The organism is Streptomyces sp. NPDC060027 (assembly GCF_042737005.1).
GTDB lineage: Bacteria > Actinomycetota > Actinomycetes > Streptomycetales > Streptomycetaceae > Streptomyces.
The window spans coordinates 45,280-64,573 of sequence record NZ_JBHWVI010000024.1; the positions used below are offsets into that span (position 1 = coordinate 45,280).

A 19,294-nucleotide genomic window follows, 5' to 3' on the forward strand; every position below is an offset into this window, starting at 1 on the left:
GCGAGGCGTCCGGCTCGGGGGGCCGGGGGTGGCACGGGGAGTCGTCGCGCCGTCGTCGCTGCGCCGACTGGTCACCCGTTCACCCTTTCGGGGAGAGGCCTCGGGCTGACAGACTCCGGAGGTGCGCGACTTCGACATGCTTGTCATCGGATCCGGCCCGGGCGGCCAGAAGGCCGCCATCGCCGCGGCCAAGCTCGGCCGTCGGGTGGCCGTCATCGACCGCCCCGACATGGTCGGCGGGGTCTCCATCCACACCGGAACCATCCCCTCCAAGACTCTGCGGGAAGCGGTCCTGTATCTCAGCGGCCTCAGCCAGCGGGATCTGTACGGCCAGAGCTACCGCCTGAAGGAGGACATCACCGTCGCCGATCTGACCGCGCGCACCGAGCACGTGGTCAATCGCGAGGTCGACGTCATCCGCAGCCAGCTCTCGCGCAACCACGTGTCCCTGTTCGCCGGCACCGGCCGCTTCGTGGACGACCACACCGTCGCCCTGGTCGAAGTGAACGGCAACGAAAGGCTGTTGAGCGCCGAACACATCGTCATCGCCACGGGCACGCGTCCGGCGCGGCCCGACACCGTCGAGTTCGACGGGCGGACGATCATGGACTCGGACAACGTCCTGAACCTGGAGCAGGTGCCGCGCTCCATGGTCATCGTCGGCGCCGGGGTGATCGGCATGGAGTACGCCTCCATGTTCGCGGCCCTCGGCTCCAAGATCACGGTGGTCGAGAAGCGCGCCGGGATGCTCGACTTCTGCGACGTCGAGGTGATCGAGTCGCTGAAGTACCACCTGCGGGATCTCGCCGTCACCTTCCGGTTCGGCGAGACCGTCGCCGCCGTCGAGCGCCACCCCCGGGGCACGCTCACGGTCCTGGAGAGCGGCAAGAAGATCCCCGCCGACGCGGTCATGTACTCGGCGGGCCGACAGGGCCTCACCGACGAACTCGACCTCGACAAGGCGGGGTTGTCCGCCGACCGGCGCGGCCGGATAACGGTCGACGAGCACTACCGCACCGAAGTGCCGCACATCTACGCCGTCGGCGACGTCATCGGCTTCCCGGCTCTCGCGGCCACCTCGATGGAACAGGGCCGTACGGCGGCGTACCACGCCTGCGGAGAACCGGTGAACCGGATGCACGACCTGCAGCCCATCGGCATCTACACCATCCCGGAGATCAGCTTCATCGGCCGGACCGAGGATCAGCTCACCGAGGAATGCGTGCCGTTCGAGGTGGGCATATCCCGCTACCGCGAACTGGCCCGGGGGCAGATCATCGGCGACTCGCACGGCATGCTGAAGCTGCTGGTCTCGCCCGACGACCGTAAACTCCTCGGCGTCCACTGCTTCGGTACCGGCGCGACGGAACTCATCCATATCGGCCAGTCCGTCATGGGCTGCGGCGGCACGGTCGACTATCTGGTCGACGCCGTCTTCAACTACCCGACCCTCGCCGAGTCCTACAAGGTCGCCGCCCTGGACGCGACCAACAAGATCCGGCAGATCGACCGCCTGCGGGACTGATCACCGCGAGGAAGCTCCCGGGTGGGCGGGGACGGCAGGCCCGACGGCGCCCCCGCCCCGCCGGGCGAACAGGCCCCCGGCAGGCCCCGCCGCCGGGCGCCCCGCGGAGGGAGCCGCGTCAGGACAGCGGAATGGTCACCTCGTCCTCGACGGGCGGATCGATCTCGTGGTCGAGGGTGCCGGTCGCCGAGTGGCAGCGCAGCTGGACCGAGGACGGGGTGACGTCCAGGCGCAGGAAGCACTTGAAGAACGGCGGACTGTACGTCGCCGAGCCGGGCGAGAAGAGCTGGGTGTACGCCTTGCGGACCGGGAGCCGCAGCCGCGAGGTCCGGTCGGGGCGGCCGCCGGCGCCCAGCAGACCGGCGACCAGACGCGTGCGCGGGGTGACGCGAACGGGCGTGCCCTGGGCGCGCGTCGGAGGGATGCCGAGCCGCTGGGCGATCACCGCCGTGGCCTCGGCCTCGGTGAGCGTGAAGAAGCGGCGCATCCGCAGTCGGCGCCCGTAGAGCCTGCTGTAGAAGGCCAGCGAATCGCCTCGCAGCGGATAGCAGCGGAAGTCCTCCTCGGCGACCTGGGCGACACGGACCCGGGGGATGGTGTGGGTGGCGTGCATGAACGCCCCGCCGCCACCGGCGACGACGTACTGGATCGTGCGCCCGCCGTCCACCCGTACCGGATAGCGCTGGTAGTTGTGGATGTCGCCCCCGATCGCGGCGACATAGTGATGACCGGGGTCCCGCACGATGTCGTCGACCGTGCCGCCGCCCTCGATGGCGCACGGGTGGTGCTCGCCGTCCACGTACAGCGGGGAGCCGGTGATCAGGATCTTGGGCCTGTCCCCCTGGGAGACCTCGCGCAGCCAGCGCCCCTGCTCGGCGTCGATGCTCCCGAGCAGGCCGGTGTCGATGCCTATGATCCGCACCGGTCCGGCGTCGATCGCCCAGTACGGGCCCGGCTGGACGGCCTGTTGGGACGGCGCCGAACGCAACTCCCGCGCCTCGGCCAGCCGTTGTTCGTCCGCCGCGCCCGGCCTGTGCCACAGCAGCGACCGCAGCCAGGCCCGCGTCGGGCGGCGCGGGGCCGCCTCCGGAGCCAGCGGCGGCGCCGCGCAGAACACCCGCATGAAGCCGTGCAGGTCCTCGTACCAGTCGTGGTTGCCGGGTATGGCGTAGATGGGGGCCCGGTAGTCCCGGTAGGGGCGGAAGAACTTGCTCCCGTAGTCGTCCGTGCCGCCGACCGGATAGATCACGTCACTCGCGAGGACGGCGAAGTCCGTTCCCTGACTTACCCTCAGAAACCCGGGAACCACGGCGTATTGCGGATCGTCCCCCTCGCCCGTGTCCCCGATGACCATGAAGGAGAAGTGGTCCGCGTCCGTGCGCCGGATCACCGCGTCGGCGGGCGCCCCGGCAGCCGCCCGCTGCGCCACCCAGCGGGCCCGGGTACGGCCCGTGGGGTCCCCGAACCACGACGCCAGCACGCCGTTGCGCGCGGGCCACAGGGTCCTGGGGTCGAGCCACGAGAGCTTCTCCACCCGGGACGGCATCAGCCGCTTGTACTCCCCGGGTCGGTGATCGCCCCAGCCGGCGCCCTCGGCGGTGTCGCGTGAAGAGTGAGCCACCGGTGCACCGTAACAACGCTCTTCAGACGGCCGGTCGCCACCCCAGCGCCGGGCCCAGCTTCGTGGCGATGTCGGTGAGGATCTGGACGTAGTCCTCGTGGTCGAAGGTGAACGGCAGGGCGAACGCCACCTCGTCGATCTCCCTGAACGCGGCGTGCGCGTAGAGCTGTTCGGTGATGCGGTCGGAGCTGCCGACGAGGTCCGGCGCGAACATCAGACGCGCGGGCCCCTGCGGTGCCGCCGTGCGCGGCAGCCGCCCCCGGGCGTACGCCTCGTACTTCGCGCACTGCGCGGGCGAGGCACTGTCGGTGGGGATCACGACGAGTCCCTGTGAGACGCGGGCACGGTCGCCGTCCGGGTGCCGGGCGCGGAAGGCCCGTACATGGGAGAGCTGGATCTCGGCGAAGTCCTCCGACTCCTCCGCCTTCACGACACTGCTGGTCAGGAAGTTCATCCCGTGCTCGCCCGCCCAGTGCGCCGACCGCAGGCTGCCGCCGCCGTACCACATACGGCGGCCCAGGCCGGGGGAATGCGGCTGCACGCGGTCCGAGTAGACCTCGAAGCCCTCCATCCCGCTGAAGTCGGAGGCGGGCTTGCCGCGCACGAAGTCCAACAGCCGTTCCACGCGCGCGTAACCGAAGTCCTCGGCCTCGGCGGTGTCGGGATAGAGGGCGTGCTTCACCTGTTCGTAGTGCTGGGGCGGGCCGACGCTGACTCCCGGGTTGAGGCGGCCCTTCGCCAGTACGTCGACCGTCGCCAGGTCCTCGGCGAGCCGCAGCGGGTTCTCCCAGCCCACGGGGATGACCGCCGTCCCGAGCTCGATGCGGCGGGTGCGCTGCGAGGCGGCCGCCAGAACGGCCACGGGCGAGGAGATGCCGTACTGGAGATGGCGGTGACGCAGCCACGCGCTGTCGAAGCCCAGCCGCTCGCCCAGCTCGATGATGCCGAGCGTGGACTCGTGCCCGCGCCCGGGGTCGTCCTCGTCGAACAGGCCGATGGTGAGGAACCCCAGCTTCAGCAAGGGGTGTGAGGGCAGCGGCACGGTCTCCTCCATCGTTCGCGGCACACTTCGTCGAACACGGGCGCTACCCCGCCGATTGTCGCAGGCGATCACCGTGGGTCGAAGGGGAGGGCCGCGCAGGTCAGCGGGGCCGGCGTGGAGCGTCAGCCCCGCGTGCCGGGCCGGACTTCGCGAAGGTACTGCGCGAGACGGGCCGTGCATGGCACCGTGTGCGGAGGGTCTGGCCCGTCGCTCCCCCCGTGGTGACGGGTCAGACCTCTCCGTCGGCCGACGCCTCCCCGAGGCCGGCCGGAGGGGCGCTGCCGGGTGGGCGGAGCCACCACGCCCCGCGGTCCTTGACGACACAGGAACCGGCCCGGCCGCCCCACCTTTCGACGAGCTTCGAACCGTCCGGGCCACGCGGCGCTCCCGGGACGCAAGGGTTTCCCGGGGCCTCCCGCTACCGGTCCGTGGGCGTCGTCACACGTGACAGCGAGGGTGAACAAGCGCTTAGATAGTCAGCCCGACCTCGTCTGCGCGCGCTGGAGGCCCCGTTGCTGTTCACATCCGTCGACGACGTCTCCGCACGCCTCGCCGAGACGGGCTATCTGGCGTCGCCCGCCGTGGCCACGACGGTCTTCCTGGCCGACCGCCTCGGCAAGCCCCTCCTGGTGGAGGGCCCCGCGGGCGTGGGCAAGACCGAACTCGCCAAGGCCGTCGCACAGGTCGCCGGGGCCCGGCTGGTCCGCCTCCAGTGCTACGAAGGCGTCGACGAGTCACGGGCGTTGTACGAGTGGAACCACGCCAAACAGCTGCTGCGCATCACCGCGGGCCGTGACGAGACGTGGGACGAGACGCGCACGGACATCTTCAGCGAGGAGTTCCTGCTGGCGCGCCCGCTGCTGACGGCCATCCGCGGCGACGACCCGAAGGTCCTGCTCATCGACGAGACCGACAAGGCCGACGTCGAGGTGGAGGGCCTGCTGCTCGAAGTACTCAGCGACTTCCAGGTCACCGTCCCCGAACTGGGCACGATCGCGGCGACCAGCCGTCCCTTCGTGGTGCTGACCTCGAACGCCAGCCGCGAGCTGTCCGAGGCGCTGCGCCGCCGCTGCCTCTTCCTCCACATCGGCTTCCCGGACGAGGAGTTGGAGCGCCGGATCGTCCGGCTGAAGGTGCCCGGACTCGACGAGGCGCTGACGGAGTCCGTGGTGCGGGTCGTCGGGGCGCTGCGGGAGATGGACCTGCGGAAGGTCCCGTCCGTCGCCGAGACCATCGACTGGGCCCGAACGCTGCTCGCCCTGGGCGCCGACACCCTCGACGAGAACGTCGTACGCGACACCCTCGGCGTGATCCTCAAGCATCAGGACGACGTACTGAAGGCGGCCGCCAAGCTCGACCTGGGCGCCGTGTGAACGCCGCGGTGCCGACGGCCGGAGTCGCGGACCGGCTGACGGGACTGGTCGGCGCGCTGCGCTCGCACGGCGTGCGGATCGGCACCGGCGAGACCGTGGACGCCGCGCAGGCGGTGGAGGCGCTGGGCTTCGCGGACCGTGACCGGCTGCGCGAGGGGCTGGCCGCCACTCTGCTCCACAACCCGGGACAACGACGGGTGTTCGACCCCGTCTTCGACGTGTACTTTCCGCGGGGCGTCGGCGCACCGGACGGTACGGCTCCCGCGGACCGGGACGGTCTGCGGGACCGGCTCGCGGCCGCGCTGGCCGCCGACGACCGGTCCCTCATGGGCCAGTTGGCGATGGAGGCGGTCGACGGCTTCGGCGGCTACGGAGGCACGACGGCGACGGACGGCTGGTCGTCGTACCAGACGCTCGACCGGCTCCGGCCGCAGACGCTGATGGCCCGCGTGCGGGACACGGTCCGCGCCGGGAGCGGCGCGGACGGGTTCACCGACCGGCTGCTGGAGGACGAGATCCGGCGGCGCATCGAGGTGTTCCGCCGGCTGGTGGCGACGGAGGCGCGGCGCCGGATCGCCGAGCGGCGCGACCGTGACGAGATCGCCCGGCGCGCGGTGGCCCCGACCGCCGACCGTGTCGACTTCCTGTTCGCCGGACGGGACCGGCTGGCCGAACTGCGCAAGGTCGTACAGCCGTTGGCGCGCAAGCTGGCCACCCGGCTGGCCGCGCGCCGCCGCCGTGCCAGCCGGGGCAGCATCGATCTGCGGCGCACGCTGCGCGGATCGCTGTCGACCGGCGGGGTGCCGATGCGCCCCGTGCTGCGCAGGCGCCGTCCCGTGCGGCCCGAACTGGTGCTGCTGTGCGATGTGTCGGGGTCGGTGTCGGGCTTCTCGGACTTCACGATGCTGCTCGTGCAGGCGCTGCACGACCAATTCAGCAAGGTGCGGGTGTTCGCCTTCGTCAATCGGGTCGACGAGGTGACCGGGCTGCTCGTGCAGGGCGCCGCCGACGCCGACGGGCTGAGCGCCCGGATCCGCTCGGAGGCGACGCTGACGGGCTGGCACGGGAGCAGTGACTACGGCGTCGTGTTCGGCGAGTTCGCGGAGCGGTACACCGGGGCGGTCGGTTCCCGGACGACCGTCTTCGTGCTCGGGGACGCCCGGACGAACATGAGCGATCCGAATCTGCCGGCCGTCCGGCAGCTCACGCGGCAGGCCCGCCGCGCCTACTGGCTGAACCCCGAGGCGCGCTCGCAGTGGGGCACGGGCGACTCCGCGGCCCTCGACTACGCCGAGCTCGTGGAGATGTACGAGTGCCGCAACGCCCAGCAGCTCAGCGCGCTGATCGGCCGTCTCCTGCCCGTCTGAACGACCGCGGCGCGCGGACCGTGCCGCAGCGTCACGGTGCGAGGAGCCTGCGCAGCCAGGTGACGCGGGCGGCACGGGCGGTCCGCGACAGTGCGGTGTGCGGGGCGAAGGAGTCGAAGCCGTGGAAGCCGCCGGGCCACACGTGCAGCTCGGCCACTCCGCCGGCCTGCCAGATCCGCGAGGCGTAGTCGACGACCTCGTCCCGGAAGGTCTCCGCCGAGCCGACGTCGAGAAAGGCCGGGGGGAGACCGGACAGATCCACGGCCCGGGCCGGGGCGGCGTACGCGGGCACGTCCGGGCCGCCGCGGGCGTCGCCCAGCACGGCGGTCCAGGCCGTCTCGTTGGCTGTACGGTCCCAGGCGCCGACGCCCGCCATCTGGTGCGCGGAGGGGGTGTCGTTGCGGTCGTCGAGCATCGGGTACATCAGGACCTGACCGACCGGCCGCGGTCCCTCGCGGTCCCGGGTGAGCAGGGCGAGCGCCGCGGTCAGGCCGCCTCCCGCGCTGGCGCCCGCGACGACGATCCGCTCCGGGTCGCCGCCGAACTCCCCGGCGTGCCGCGCCGTCCACAGCAGACCGGCGTAGACGTCCTCCACCCCGGCCGGATAGGGGTGCTCGGGAGCCAGCCGGTACTCCACGGACACCACGACCGCGTCCAGTTCCTTCGCCCATTCCAGGACGACCTCCACTCCGGCCCGGTTGGTACCGAGGATCATGCCGCCGCCGTGGGAGTGGTAGATCACCGGGCGCGGCCCGTCCCGCGGGGGCGCGAGAGGCCTGACGACGAAGAGCGAGATGTCGGGAGCGCCCTGCGGTCCCGGAACCGTCAGGTCCATGGTCTCGAAGGTGCCGCCGTCGGTGAGGTCGTACGCGGGTACCGCCAGTTCCGGTCCCGCGCGCAGGGCGGCGACGTCCTCCAGACTCAGCCCGGACGGCATCGACGGGCCCACCGCGGCCAGCGCGACGCTGAGTTCGGGGTCGAACGGGGGCGGTACCAGCAGCATGACGTCTCCTCGTGCTGAGCCCGGCGGCTCACTCGACCATGATCGGCGCCGTGTTCCCGGACCGGGAGCCGCCGTGTGGCGGAACCTGCCCCCGACCTGGCGGGCCATGCGTGCGCGCCGCTGGGCTTCGCGGGAGGAGAGTGCGGTGTTCGGCGGGGCGTCGGCGCGGTGCTCCGGCCGGGAGCGGTGGTCCTCGATCCCCGCTCCACCGCGGCGGCTCGCCGCGATGACGCCCGAAGGCGCCACCGCGGTGAGCCGGTGAGCCGTCAGCCGTCGATGCGATGGGTCGTCCAGAACGACGTCAGGTCCGTGGTCGTGGCGGCCTGGGCGGCCGCCTTGAACTCGGCCGTGGTCGAGACGCCGTACCAGTGCGAGGTGGCGTAGTCCTTGAGGAGCTTGGCCATGACGGTGTCGCCGAGCACGCGCCGCAGGTCGTGCAGGGCGCACTTGCCGTAGCCGTAGACGACGGTGGAGTAGCGGGACGAGTGTGCGTCCCAGTACGCCATCGAGTTGGTGATCTTCTCCGCGGTCGAGGCCCAGGAGACGCTGCTCCAGCAGCTCGCGCCGGTCTTGCCCTGTGCCAGGTCGGTGGCGTAGTCCGTGAACGACTCGTCGAGCCACGGGCTGGTGTACTCGTCGTCGCCGACGATCCCGTAGAACCACTGGTGGGCGATCTCATGGGTGAGTGCCGTGGTGCTGACCAGGTCGAGGACGAACCCGGGGTACTCCATGCCGCCGAACCAGAAGTTGTTGTCGATCACCGCGTCCAGCTCGCCGTACGGGTACGCGCCGAAGCGTGCGGCGTGGGCGTCCACGGCGGACTTGGCGGTGGTGAGCATCGACTGGGCGTTGGCGGAGCTGATGCCCGAGACGGAGTAGACGTTGATGGGGGTGCCGGAGGTGGAGGTGCCGGAGATCTTGCTGAACGGGCCCGCCGCCCAGGCGAAGTCACGGACCTTGGACGCGGTGGCCGTGGTGACGGTGCGGCCGCTGGAACCGGGGGTGTCGACCGAGGTGCCGGTCGCCGGGACGAGCAGGCTCGTCGGGTGGTCGAGGGTCACCTTGAAGTCGGAGGCCAGGGAGTAGAAGGACTCGCCGTTGTTCGTGTACGGGTCCAGGTGCCAGCCCGCGCCGTCCTTGACCGCGAGCACGGGCAGAGCGTTGCCGATGAAGCTGAACGCCCCGTCGTAGCCGAACCGGTCGGCGCCGCTGGGCACGGTGATGCCCAGGTCGAAGCCGATCGTCGTGCTCTGGCCCTGCGCCAGCGGGGACGTCAGGGTGATCTTGAGGGCCGTGCAGCCCACCGAGAGGGCGCCCAGAGTGCCGCCGCTGACGTTGCTGACGGTGATGGGCATCGCGGAGCAGGTGCCGTGGTAGTTGTCCCACAGCCTCAGGTACACCTCGCTGAGCGCGGTGGAGGAGGCGTTGGTGAAGGTCGCGCTCTCGTGGCCGGTCCAGACGGTGCCGCTCGTGTTGCTGCTCAGACTGACCGTGTACGCGGGGGCGGCGGGCGTACGCGTGGAGTCGGCGGGCGGGGCCGTGTCACCGGAGGTGTTCAGGGCGATGTCGTCGAGGACGAAGCTCGTCTGGAGGCTGGAGTCCTCGGTGCCGGTGAAGGCGACGGTCACGGTCTGGCCCGCGAAGGCCGACACGTCGAACGACTTCTGGGCGTACCCGGACGCCTTGTTGAGGTTCGAGTACGTCGCCAGCGTCGTGCTGCCGATCTTCGCCGTGAGCTTGTCGTAGGCCGTCGACGAGGTCGTCTCCGTCGTGTCGATGTGCAGCCAGAACGTGAGGGAGGCGCTGCTGCACCCGGAAGGGATCGTGACGCTCTGCGAGAGCGTGTCGGTGTGGGTGCTGCCGACACCGTCCAGCCAGGCGAAGCTGCTGCCGCCGTGGGCGGTCTGGCCCGAGCGGCTGGTGATCACGGTGGTCGAGGACTGGGTCCAGGGCGAAGTGCCGCTCTCGAAGCCGCCGTTGGTGACCACCTGGGCCGGGGTGCAGGCGGCGGCCGCAGCCGGTGCCGTGTGCGGCGCGGCCGCCACGGGGGTACTGGGGAGCGAGACTGCGGCCAGGGCGGCGACGGCGAGGACGCGTGTCGCGATGGCCTTGAGGGGGGTCGGTCTCACACGAATCTCCTTTGAGGCGGCCGGGATTCCGGCCTGCTCGGTGGCCGCCCGGACGACTGGGGTGCGCCGGTGGGCGGCCGCGGGCCGCGCGCGGGTGCGCGCGGTCGCTTGGTGAGATTTCCGTGCCGTCGACCTGGGGTCAGGGCGACGGCACTCGGAAGCCTGGCAGATTTGACCGAGACATGCCATCAAACCGTTGCAAAGGAGGTCGGGGGATGTGTGCCGCTCGTTACTCCGGTTCGCTGAGGGCGGTCGTCAACCGCGACCAGGGGTTGGGGAGTTCACCCGTCACCGGCCCGGCCACCGCCGCACCGCGCTCACGCGCGGTGCGGACGGCGAGCGGAACGAGCGCCTCGGGGACGCCGTAGACCAGATGACAGAACCGCTCGGGCGGATGCCGCGCGGTCCACTCCGGTCTGCTGAACGCCGACACGTACGTGGACCAGTGGCCCTCGAACGTGACCAGCAGATCCGCGACTCGGGCGTACCCCGGCGCGGGGTGGACGCCCGTGTTCAGCACGACCGGAGCCGCGCCGAGCCGCCGCACGCTCTGCACCAGCCGCTTGCAGGCGGGCAGCGCCGCAGGGGTCGGCGCCACCCGGTCGAGGAAAAGGCCCTGCGTCCCGTACCAGTCCCGGTGCCGCAGGACCTCGTCCGCGATGTCGTCCGGATCGCGGGCGCCGTAGTCGGTGTCGACATAGCCGAGCAGCCGGGCGCCCGCCGACCGCAGCGCCTCGGCCGCCGCGGTGAACGCCGGGTCCGGGTCCGTGCCCGGTCCGTCGGCCGGGTTGACGACGACCCCGTACGTCTGGTCGGCCGACCTGATCAGACGGTGCCAGGCGCCCGGATCCTCGCCGGGATGGACGTACAGCGGAATCAGCAGACTCATGGCGCCCGGTCGCCTTCGAACGGGGGGACGGGAGCCGTCCTCCCGACCGCGGTCCAGAGCGCGGCCAGTGAGTCGTCGAGGGTCAGGGACGGCCGCCAGCCGAGGGCCTCCCCGGCGGCGGTGATGTCGGAACACTGCCACGACACCTCGCCCGAGCGGGCGGACCCGCCGCCGTTCTCCTCGATCCGCCCCCGGAACCCGGCGACGCGCGCCAGCCCGCTCACCAGGTCGCGCACCGGAACGGCCTTTCCGCCCCCGATGTTGAGGACCCGCGGCAGGGTCCCCGGCGCCGTCGCCGCGGACACCGCTGCCCGCGCCACATCGCGTACGTCCACGAAGTCGCGGTACGCCGACAGGTCGCCCAGCCGGATCACCGCGTCCGGGTCCCGGCCGGCCTCGCGGAGCAGTCCCGCGATCCGGCCCGGCAGTCCGGCGGCCGGTGCTCCGGGCCCCACCGGGTTGCCGACCCGCAGCACCACCGCGTCCAGGCCGGAGGTGCTGACGGTGACCGTGCCGGCGAGCTTGGTGGCCCCGTACGGGGCGAGCGGACGGGTGGCCGCCGACTCCGTCACGCTGATGTCCCGGACGCCGGGACCGTACTCGGCGGCCGAGCCCAGATGGACCAGCCGGGCGGCCGGTGCCGCCTCGCGCAGCGCCGCGCACAGAACGGCGGGGCCACGGGAGTTGACCTCGGCGAGGGTCACGGCGTCACCACCGGTCGCGCCGGCGCAGTTGATCACGGCGTCGGGTGCGGCCGCCGCCAGGGTCGGGACCAGCCGCTCCTTGCGGGCGGTGGCCAGGTCGATGCCGAACTCCGCGGCGGGCGAGCGGCCGCCGCCGAGCACCCGCACGCCCGGAAGGGTGTGCAGGTGCTCGACGACATGGCCGCCCAGATAGCCGGTGAAGCCCAGGACGAGAATGCGCATGCGGTGGTCAGGCTCCCTTGAGCAAAAGCGACTTGCGGGTGGTGAACTCGGCGTTGGCCCGGTCGTAGTCGTCCGGACGGCCGATGTCGAGCCAGTACCCGTCGAAGTCGTAGGCGTGCGGTTCGTTCCGGCTCCGCAGCAGATCGAGGACCAGCTCGTCGAAGCCCAGCGGCAGTCCCGGCGTGTAGCCCTCGAGCGTGGACCGCGACAGACCGTACACGCCCATCGAGACGCGGTAGTCGATGCTCGGCTTCTCCGTGAAGGCCACCACCTTGCTGTCGTCGGTGGTCAGCACACCGAAGTCGATGTGCACCTTGCGCGCATACGTCGCGATGGTCAGCGGCGCGCCCGAACTCCGGTGCTGCACAAGGACGTCGGCGAAGTCGAGATCGGTGAGCACATCGCCGTTCATCACGAGGAACGACTCGGGCAGCCGGTCGCGCATGGTCAGCAGCGGCCCCATGGTGCCGAGCGGGCTCTCCTCGGTGGCGTAGTCGACGGCCATGCCCCATTGGGAGCCGTCGCCGACGTAGGCGCGGATGATCTCGCCCAGGTGTCCTATGGCGATGGTGCAGCCGGTGAAACCGGCCGAGGCGAGCTGGCGCAGCACGATCTCCAGAATGGCGTGCTGGTCGCCGATGGGCACGAGCGGCTTGGGCAGCGCGGTGGTGTAGGGCCGCAGCCGGACGCCCTTGCCTCCCGCCAGAATCACTGCGTGCATGAGGCTCCTCCTTCGTGGGACGTGCCGGACGGATCAGATGTTGTAGATGCCGGTCTTGTAGCGGGCCAGGTTCGCCGGTTCGCGGAAGAACTCCACGGTCCGCGCGAGTCCTTGGGCCAGGTCGTGGCCGGGGCTCCAGCCGGTCGCCTCGGTGAGCCGGGTCGCGTCGGCGACCAGCCGCATCACCTCGGAGTTGGCCGGCCGGATGCGCCCCGCGTCCTCGCGTACATCGAGGGCGGTGTCCATCACCTTGCCGATCAGCGCCACCAGGTCGCCGACCGAGATCTCCCCGCCCGTACCGGCGTTGAAGGTCCGGCCCACGACCCGTTCCGCGGGCGCCGTGCCCACCGCGAGGAACGCCTGCGCGGTGTCGCGGACGAAGGTGAAGTCGCGGGTGGGCCGCAGATCGCCGAGGGTGATGGTGCGTTCGCCCGAGGCCACCTGGCCGATGACGGTGGGGATCACCGCGCGCATCGACTGGCGCGGGCCGAAGGTGTTGAACGGCCGGAGCGTCACCACCGGAGTGTCGAAGCTCGCGTGGTAGCTGTCGGCCAGCCGGTCCCCGCCCGCCTTCGAAGCGGCGTACGGGGACTGGGTGTTGATCGGGTGGTCCTCGGTGATCGGTACGGTCCGCGCGGTGCCGTAGGTCTCGCTGGTGGAGGTGTGCACGAGCCGGGGCGTGCCGAGGGCACGCACGGCCTCCAGCACATTGAGGGTGCCGGTGACGTTGGTGTCCACATAGCTGTGCGGCGCCCGGTAGGAGTACGGGATCGCGATGAGCGCGGCCAAGTGGTAGACGCAGTCGGCGTCTTCGACCAGACCGCGGACCGAGCCCGGATCCCGGACATCGCCGAGGACGATGTCCACATGGTCCAGGACGTCGGGGGCCAGGGTCTCCAGCCAGCCGTACGAGGAGAAGGAGTTGTACTGCGCCATGGCCCTCACCCGGTGTCCGGAGGCGACCAGCGCCTCGGTGAGGTGGGAGCCGATGAAACCCTCGGCTCCGGTGACGGCGGCGAGCGGTTCGGTGGTCAACTCGTAGTTCCTTCCGGTCGGTTGCTCATGTGTTGTGCGTGTGATGCGCCTGGTTGTCGGTGCGCGGTGCGCCGTGGCGGTCCTCGGGACGCGTTCGTCCGGGCGGGCCGCGGGCGATGGTTCAGGCGTGCGGCGCCGGCCGACCCAGCAGCCGCACGGCGCACGCCGCGAGACACAGGGCGGCGGTGCCGCAGAACAGGGACAGCGCGACGCCGCTCGGCGGCGGATGGAGCACGGTGGTCGCGGCGGCCCCGCCGGCCGCCGCCAGACAGACCGCGGCCGGCGCCCAGGCCACTCCGAAGGCCTGGAGCAGCAGCGCGGTCCACAGCGTGGCCGCGAGCAGCAGCAGCGGGGCCGGCTCCGCGCCGGTGAGCAGGGCCGCGGGCAGCAGCGGGAGGACGTAGACGAGCAGGCAGAGACCGAGGATGCCCGCCGAACGCAGCAGGAAGGCGGCCGGAGTCGCGGTCGCCCGCAGCGCCGCCACCGACATCCCGCGATACCGGTACAGCAGCCACTCCGCCGGTCCCATGCTCACGGTCAGCACGATCACGGCGTACGGATGCTGCCGTCCCTCCAGCAGCACCAGCACCCCGGCGGACAGTCCGAACAGGCCGTACGGCAGCGACCGCAGCAGCGACGGACGGGCGCCGTCCGGGACGGGGGCGGCGGCGAACGCGGCCCGCAGTGCCCAGCCGGCCGCGGCGACCGCGCCGAGCACGGACAGCAGCGGCAGGCCGATGCGCAGCACGGTCCCCGGCTCCCACCAGGGCAGCGCCGCCGCGCCGGCGATCAGCGGGGTGAGCGCGGCCAGCAGCAGCCGCTCCCCGCCCAGCACCAGCAGCACCCCGGCCGCCGCGAGATACACCGACTGGGCGGCGGCGACCCCGATGGCCGTGCCGGACCCGGCGACCAGCGCCCCGGAGGCCGTCGCGGCGAGCGCGCCGAGCGGTGCCCCCTTGAGCAGGGTCCGGCCCGCCTCGCGGCGCCCCGTGGTCTTGCGCAGATAGGCGCGGTGCCCGAGCGCCTGCCCCCAGGCCCAGGAGACGAGTCCGGCCAGCACGAGGACGTCGAGGTCCCGCCCCGCGTGCCACAGCCGCCCGGCCAGCAGATAGGCGAGGCCCGGCAGGGCGAACAGCGCCCCGCGCAACCCGCAGCGCACATGGTCCGGACGCCACGGGTCGGCGGGCCGGGCCGGCTCGGGAAAGGTGCGTGGGACCCTCTCGTACAGCGCGGAGGCGAGCGAGAAGAGGTTCGGGTGCCCGTACCGCTCCTGGATGACCTCGGCGGTCAGCCCCTCCGATTCCAGCAGTGCGGCCACCTCGTACGGGTGGACGGCCGGCCCGATGCCGTCCGCCAGCTCGGCGGCGAGCCGGTCGACCGCGTCCTGGTCCGCGCCGTGGCCGGGCGCGGAGAGGGCGGGCGGGCGGGCGGCGGCGAGCCGCAGGGACAGTGTGTCGCCCGCCGCGCCGCCGGGTTCGAGGGCCATCGGTCCGCTCATCCGGCCAGGCTCCTCGGCATCGACTCGGCCGCCGGGCCGCCCGGTGCCGCGAGCGCGGCGCCGGCCGTCTCGAGGACCTCCGGGACGATCCGGCCGAGCGCCGACAGCTCCAGGTAGATGGACCGGAAGGTGTCCACGGTCTGCCGCAGCGTGAACTGCTCGATGACCCGCAGCCGGGCCGCCTCGCCCATCGAGCGACGGCGTCCGGGATCGCCCAGCAGCTCCAGCGCGGCGGCCGCCATGGCGCCCGCATCGCGCGGCGGGACGACGAGACCGCTGTCGCCGACGGCCTCGCGCACCCCGCCCACGTCCGTGGACACGGTCGCCCGCCCGCACGACATGGCCTCGATCAGGGTGAACGGGAAGCCCTCGCTGATGCTGGAGAGCATCACGACATTGCCCGCCGCGTAGGCGTCCTTGATGTCGTCCACGCGACCCTCGAAGGTGACCGCGTCCGCGTGCCCCAGCTCGGCGGCCAGGGCCTCGCACCGTTCCCGGTAGGCCTCGCCGCCCCGCGGTGTGCCGCCGAACAACCTGAGCCGCGCGTCCGGGAGTTCGGCCCGAACCAGCGCGAACGCCCGGATCAGGGTCTCCAGGTCCTTGATCGGGTCGACGCGTCCGGCCCAGCTGAGGGTCGGCCGCTCGGGCTCGGGGCCCGCGGGCGGGAACGCGGCGGGGTCCACGCCGTTGTAGACGGTGCGGATCGCCTCGGGCGCGGCGCCGCCCTGCTCCTCCCACAGCCGGTTGTAGCGGTTGCCCGGGGTGATCAGGGCGGCGCGCCGGTACGTCTCCTCCGCGAGCAGCCGGAAGAAGCCCAGCACGACGGCCTTCACCGGCCAGCGGTACGGGGCGGTCCGGTAGCCGAGGTAGCGCTCGCGCAGATATACGCCGTGCTCGGTCAACAGCAGTGGTACGCCGTGCCGTTCGAGCGCGGCGAGGCCCGGCAGCACGGCGACGCCGCCGCTGACCGCGTGCGCCACCCCGTGCTCGGGCAGTGGTGCCGTCAGGGGACGCAGCGCGTGCTCCAGCAGAGCGGTCGCGGTGATGGCGTCGTGCAGGGTCGGCCGGGCCTCGCGGACGGCGAGCCCCGGACGGTTCCACACACCGGTCAGGATGCTGATCGCGCGGTCGCCGCGCAGGAAGGGACTCAGCATCCCGTCGGCCGCGGCCTGCGCCATCGCGTACAGGGCGGCGGCGAACCGGTCCTCGGCGCACGGGTCCACGAGAGCGGTCAGGAACTGTTCGTAGGCGGCGGTGAGTTGGTTGCGGCGGCGCCCGCGGGGAGGGCGGCCGTCGGGCGCGGGCCCCCACATGGGGACCGCGACGACGTCCATGACCTGTGCGGGGATGTCCCAGACGATGGGTTCGCGTCCGGTGCCGGTGACGGCGATGACGTCGAAGTCGATGTCGGGCATGCCGTCGACGAGTTGGTCGCACCAGACGCTGACGCCGCCATGGCTGTGCGGGTAGGTGCCTTCGGTGAGCAGGGTGACGCGCGTTGAGCTGAGGCTCCGCGCGCCGCGGGGAACGTGCATTGATGTGCTCCACGGCCGAGGTGTGGGGTGGTCGTGCCCGTCCTGGCCGCTGACGGCGCGGCCGGGACCTTCGGTCGGTGCGCGGCTCAGTTGTCCGGGCTGTAGGGGACCTGCTCGGTGACGCCCGCCGGCACCCGGGTGCGCGGCGTGCGGCTGGTCGCGGGCTGCCGGGTGGCGTCGACGGTCGAGGTCGGGCCGGCGGTGGACGACGGCAGGCCGAGCGTGAGCGGTGTGCCGGCCGAGGCGGTCCATCCGGAGACCTCGCCGGCGTACGCGTCGCCGAAGCCCGCGGTGCCGATCGTGGTGCCCGTGGGCATGGTGGCGGTGACCGCGACGCCGCTCGGCGCCTGGACGGTGACGGTGTCGCCGACCCGGTAGGCGGTGACCTGGCCGGCGTCGACTGCGGTCTTCCAGGTGGCGCGGCGCCGCAGTTCGACGCCGATGTCCTTCATCCGCAGGTTCACCACCGGGGTGTCGTCCGCGAACAGGTTCGCGTAGCCGTCGAGGACGCCATCGAGCACCGGGTAGGCGATGCGTTCCTCGGCGAGGTTCGACTGGTGGATGAAGTGCGGCTTGGGGTCGTTCGCGAGCACGTGCCCGAGGTCGATCCGGGTCTCCAGCGGCACGATGTGGTCGGCGTAGCCCGTGCTGGTGCTCAGCGGCGCCGACAGGCAGGTCGAGGTGTCCGGATGGTCCTCGCAGATGCCGCTGCCGCCCTGGGCGCGGCCGGTGTAGATCCAGTTGTACTCGTCGACCTGTTCGGCCGCCTTCCCCGCGTTGTAGAAGACGTTCATCGGGTAGCGGGGGACGGTGGTGGCGGGACCGACCTGACGCTGGTCGGGCTCGCGGGAGTTGTCGGAGCCGAGCCAGGTGACGCCGTTGTCGCCGAGGGCGAGTGCCAGGTTGGGGTTGTCGACGGGCTGTTGCGGCGAGAGCTTCAGACCGGAGTGTTCGCCGGTGATCAACTCCTGGTTGTCCAGCGGGAGTCCGGCGGTCTGGCCCCAGGCCCGGTTGGCCGCGATCTCGTCGGCGATCGTGGTGCGGCCGACCCACTTGGTGCTGCCGTCGGCGTTGGTGGCGCACGTCCACGGCACCGCGCTGATGTCCTGCTCACAGCCGAGGAAGGCGTGGGTGAAGGTGTGGTTGATCCAGCGGAACCGGTCGCGGTCGGCGATCAGTTGGTCGGCGAGTGGGTCGGCACCGTTGTGGTCCTCGCGCTGGTCGACGCTGCCGGCGCCGTTGTAGGCCAGGTCGAGGGTGAAGTTCCGGCTGCTCTGCCAGTCGGTCGCGTGGTCGACGTCCGCCGGAGTCATCCGGATCGGGTTCGCAACGCCCTCGCCCTGCGGGCAGTCGATGTCGCCCGGCGTGCAGTTGAGCGTCGTGTCCCAGCGGTCGTCACCGGCGAAGACATCGTCGACGTGCACGGCGAAGTAGTTGCGTGAGGCGCCGAGGCGCACGCCCTGGGTCATCCACTCCACGATTCCGCGTGCCAGCAGCCGGAACTGCTGCTGGTACCGGTTGTAGACGAACGTGACGACGAGCTCGCGCCGTCCGTCGTGCCGGTACTCGCCCACGAGGGACCCTCGCGTCGACTGCCCGGGGACCGGCGCGTCGACGTAGGGAGTGAAGTCGGCTCCCGCGGCGGGCGTCGACAGATAGGCGTAACTCTCGCCCACGTCGGGGGAGTTGTCCTCGAACGGCACCGATCCGTCGAGATAGCCGAACGGCCCGGCCTTGCCGGCCGTCGTGACCTGTGCCCGCACGCCGTCGAGGCTGCCGGAGTAGCCGCCGCCGACCGGGTACTGGAGTCCGGCCTCGGGGCGCGCGTACGTGTAGGCGTCGACCTGCGGGATCGCGTAGGTCTGCTCGTAGGCCGCGAGGGCCGCCATCTCGGCGGAGTTCGCCGTGAACGGGTTGTCGTTGGGCAGCACGACGGCCTGGTACTTGGCGCGCGGTACGCCGTCCACGGTGTCCGCGAGGAAACCGGCGTCGATCACCGGCCGTCCGGGCTGCTGCAGGTCGACCTCGGTGTACGGCGTTCCCGCGGCGGCGAGTTCGGCCGCGATGGCGTCGGTCGCCGGGCCCCCGTCACTCACGATCAGGACCCGCAGATCGATACGGGGTGTCACGGCGTCCGCGTATGCCGTGCCGGCCTGTAAGCCGAGTGAGGCGATGAGCGCGCCGACGGTGAGCGCGGTCGTGCCGATGGTCCGCTTCATGCGGTGAAAATCCCTCCCCGGGCAGGGGTGAGTACTGCTCCCATGGAGCGGACCACCCCCTGGCGCGACGCCACAGCCCCCCTCAGACGTGGTCGTTGCGCTTTCCCCGCGTCACATAGTGGTGTCTCTGTGTAGCTTTCGTGCGCCTGCTGCGAAACGTGACGGAAAAGAGCGGGTATCGAACGGATGCCGCCGACGTCGTGGCCGAGGTGGGGCGGTCACTGTGGGAAAGCGATCGGTTACCGCGCGAAACGCCCCTGTGCTGGCCAAGGTTCAAGACGGACCGGATCTGGAACGCAGAGGTCCGCCCCTTCGGACTGCCAGTGGTCCAGACCGCGAGGCGTTCTGGGCGAATGATCGGTTTTAGGTCACGCCGACCCGGGCCTGTGGCGCGTCTGCTTGCCGACGGGG

14 protein-coding genes are annotated in these 19,294 nt (G+C 71.8%); 3 read left to right on the forward strand and 11 right to left on the reverse strand.

Annotation, left to right across the window (positions count from 1 at the left end; all coding sequences use genetic code 11):
* Nucleotides 1-121: 121 nt before the first annotated feature.
* Entirely contained in the window at nt 122-1,525 is a 1,404-nt protein-coding gene (gene sthA / locus ACFWBT_RS09115; protein ID WP_385697575.1) for a Si-specific NAD(P)(+) transhydrogenase, read from the forward strand.
* 118 nt (nt 1,526-1,643) lie between these two features.
* On the opposite strand, the gene ACFWBT_RS09120 is transcribed toward sthA, so the two are convergent.
* Nucleotides 1,644-3,146 (reverse strand): metallophosphoesterase family protein, encoded by a 1,503-nt coding sequence (locus tag ACFWBT_RS09120; RefSeq protein ID WP_385697577.1) that lies wholly within the window; start codon nt 3,144-3,146, stop codon nt 1,644-1,646.
* A 22-nt stretch (nt 3,147-3,168) separates the two neighbouring features.
* Entirely contained in the window at nt 3,169-4,188 is a 1,020-nt protein-coding gene (locus ACFWBT_RS09125) for an LLM class flavin-dependent oxidoreductase (protein ID WP_385697578.1), read from the reverse strand.
* A 515-nt stretch (nt 4,189-4,703) separates the two neighbouring features.
* Here ACFWBT_RS09125 and ACFWBT_RS09130 point away from each other — a divergent pair.
* Both ACFWBT_RS09130 and ACFWBT_RS09135 read left to right on the forward strand, forming a co-directional pair.
* Nucleotides 4,704-5,561 (forward strand): AAA family ATPase, encoded by an 858-nt coding sequence (locus ACFWBT_RS09130; RefSeq protein ID WP_385697600.1) that lies wholly within the window; start codon nt 4,704-4,706, stop codon nt 5,559-5,561.
* Nucleotides 5,558-6,928: a VWA domain-containing protein gene (locus ACFWBT_RS09135; protein WP_385697580.1), complete on the forward strand. Its 1,371-nt coding sequence runs from the start codon at nt 5,558-5,560 to the stop codon at nt 6,926-6,928. The genes ACFWBT_RS09130 and ACFWBT_RS09135 overlap by 4 nt, the downstream gene beginning before the upstream one ends.
* Nucleotides 6,929-6,959: 31 nt before the next feature.
* Here ACFWBT_RS09135 and ACFWBT_RS09140 read toward each other — a convergent pair whose 3' ends face one another.
* The 9 genes from ACFWBT_RS09140 to ACFWBT_RS09180 all read right to left on the reverse strand — a co-directional run bounded on the left by ACFWBT_RS09140 (nt 6,960) and on the right by ACFWBT_RS09180 (nt 18,883).
* Nucleotides 6,960-7,931 carry an alpha/beta hydrolase gene (locus tag ACFWBT_RS09140; RefSeq protein ID WP_385697581.1) on the reverse strand — a complete coding sequence of 324 codons (972 nt, stop codon included), beginning with the start codon at nt 7,929-7,931 and terminating at the stop codon, nt 6,960-6,962.
* 266 nt (nt 7,932-8,197) lie between these two features.
* The gene (locus tag ACFWBT_RS09145; RefSeq protein WP_385697583.1) at nt 8,198-10,060 is read right to left on the reverse strand and encodes a M1 family aminopeptidase; all 1,863 of its coding nucleotides are present in this window, start codon (nt 10,058-10,060) and stop codon (nt 8,198-8,200) included.
* Nucleotides 10,061-10,289: 229 nt separating this feature from the next.
* Nucleotides 10,290-10,949: a spherulation-specific family 4 protein gene (locus ACFWBT_RS09150; protein ID WP_385697585.1), complete on the reverse strand. Its 660-nt coding sequence runs from the start codon at nt 10,947-10,949 to the stop codon at nt 10,290-10,292.
* Complete coding sequence (locus ACFWBT_RS09155; RefSeq protein ID WP_385697586.1) at nt 10,946-11,875, reverse strand: NAD-dependent epimerase/dehydratase family protein; 930 nt, start codon at nt 11,873-11,875, stop codon at nt 10,946-10,948. Before ACFWBT_RS09155 ends, ACFWBT_RS09150 begins: the two co-directional genes overlap by 4 nt.
* A 7-nt stretch (nt 11,876-11,882) precedes the next feature.
* Nucleotides 11,883-12,596, reverse strand: coding sequence for an NDP-sugar synthase (locus tag ACFWBT_RS09160; protein ID WP_385697588.1), 714 nt, complete (start codon nt 12,594-12,596; stop codon nt 11,883-11,885).
* A gap of 33 nt (nt 12,597-12,629) precedes the next feature.
* Nucleotides 12,630-13,631: a GDP-mannose 4,6-dehydratase gene (locus ACFWBT_RS09165; protein ID WP_385697590.1), complete on the reverse strand. Its 1,002-nt coding sequence runs from the start codon at nt 13,629-13,631 to the stop codon at nt 12,630-12,632.
* A gap of 121 nt (nt 13,632-13,752) precedes the next feature.
* Nucleotides 13,753-15,129: a hypothetical protein gene (locus ACFWBT_RS09170; protein ID WP_385697592.1), complete on the reverse strand. Its 1,377-nt coding sequence runs from the start codon at nt 15,127-15,129 to the stop codon at nt 13,753-13,755.
* Nucleotides 15,126-16,664, reverse strand: a complete 1,539-nt coding sequence (pelF, locus tag ACFWBT_RS09175) for a GT4 family glycosyltransferase PelF (protein WP_385697593.1) — start codon at nt 16,662-16,664, stop codon at nt 15,126-15,128. The genes ACFWBT_RS09170 and pelF overlap by 4 nt, the downstream gene beginning before the upstream one ends.
* Nucleotides 16,665-16,750: 86 nt before the next feature.
* Nucleotides 16,751-18,883: a hypothetical protein gene (locus tag ACFWBT_RS09180; protein WP_385697595.1), complete on the reverse strand. Its 2,133-nt coding sequence runs from the start codon at nt 18,881-18,883 to the stop codon at nt 16,751-16,753.
* Nucleotides 18,884-19,294 lie beyond the last annotated feature (411 nt).

Excerpts from the sequence above, each read along its gene's own strand:
- pelF (WP_385697593.1), bottom strand. The coding sequence starts at position 16,664 with ATGCACGTTCCCCGCGGCGCGCGGAGCCTCAGCTCAACGCGCGTCACC.
- ACFWBT_RS09180 (WP_385697595.1), bottom strand. The coding sequence starts at position 18,883 with ATGAAGCGGACCATCGGCACGACCGCGCTCACCGTCGGCGCGCTCATC.
- ACFWBT_RS09170 (WP_385697592.1), bottom strand. The coding sequence starts at position 15,129 with ATGAGCGGACCGATGGCCCTCGAACCCGGCGGCGCGGCGGGCGACACA.
- ACFWBT_RS09150 (WP_385697585.1), bottom strand. The coding sequence starts at position 10,949 with ATGAGTCTGCTGATTCCGCTGTACGTCCATCCCGGCGAGGATCCGGGC.
- ACFWBT_RS09160 (WP_385697588.1), bottom strand. The coding sequence starts at position 12,596 with ATGCACGCAGTGATTCTGGCGGGAGGCAAGGGCGTCCGGCTGCGGCCC.
- ACFWBT_RS09155 (WP_385697586.1), bottom strand. The coding sequence starts at position 11,875 with ATGCGCATTCTCGTCCTGGGCTTCACCGGCTATCTGGGCGGCCATGTC.
- ACFWBT_RS09140 (WP_385697581.1), bottom strand. The coding sequence starts at position 7,931 with ATGCTGCTGGTACCGCCCCCGTTCGACCCCGAACTCAGCGTCGCGCTG.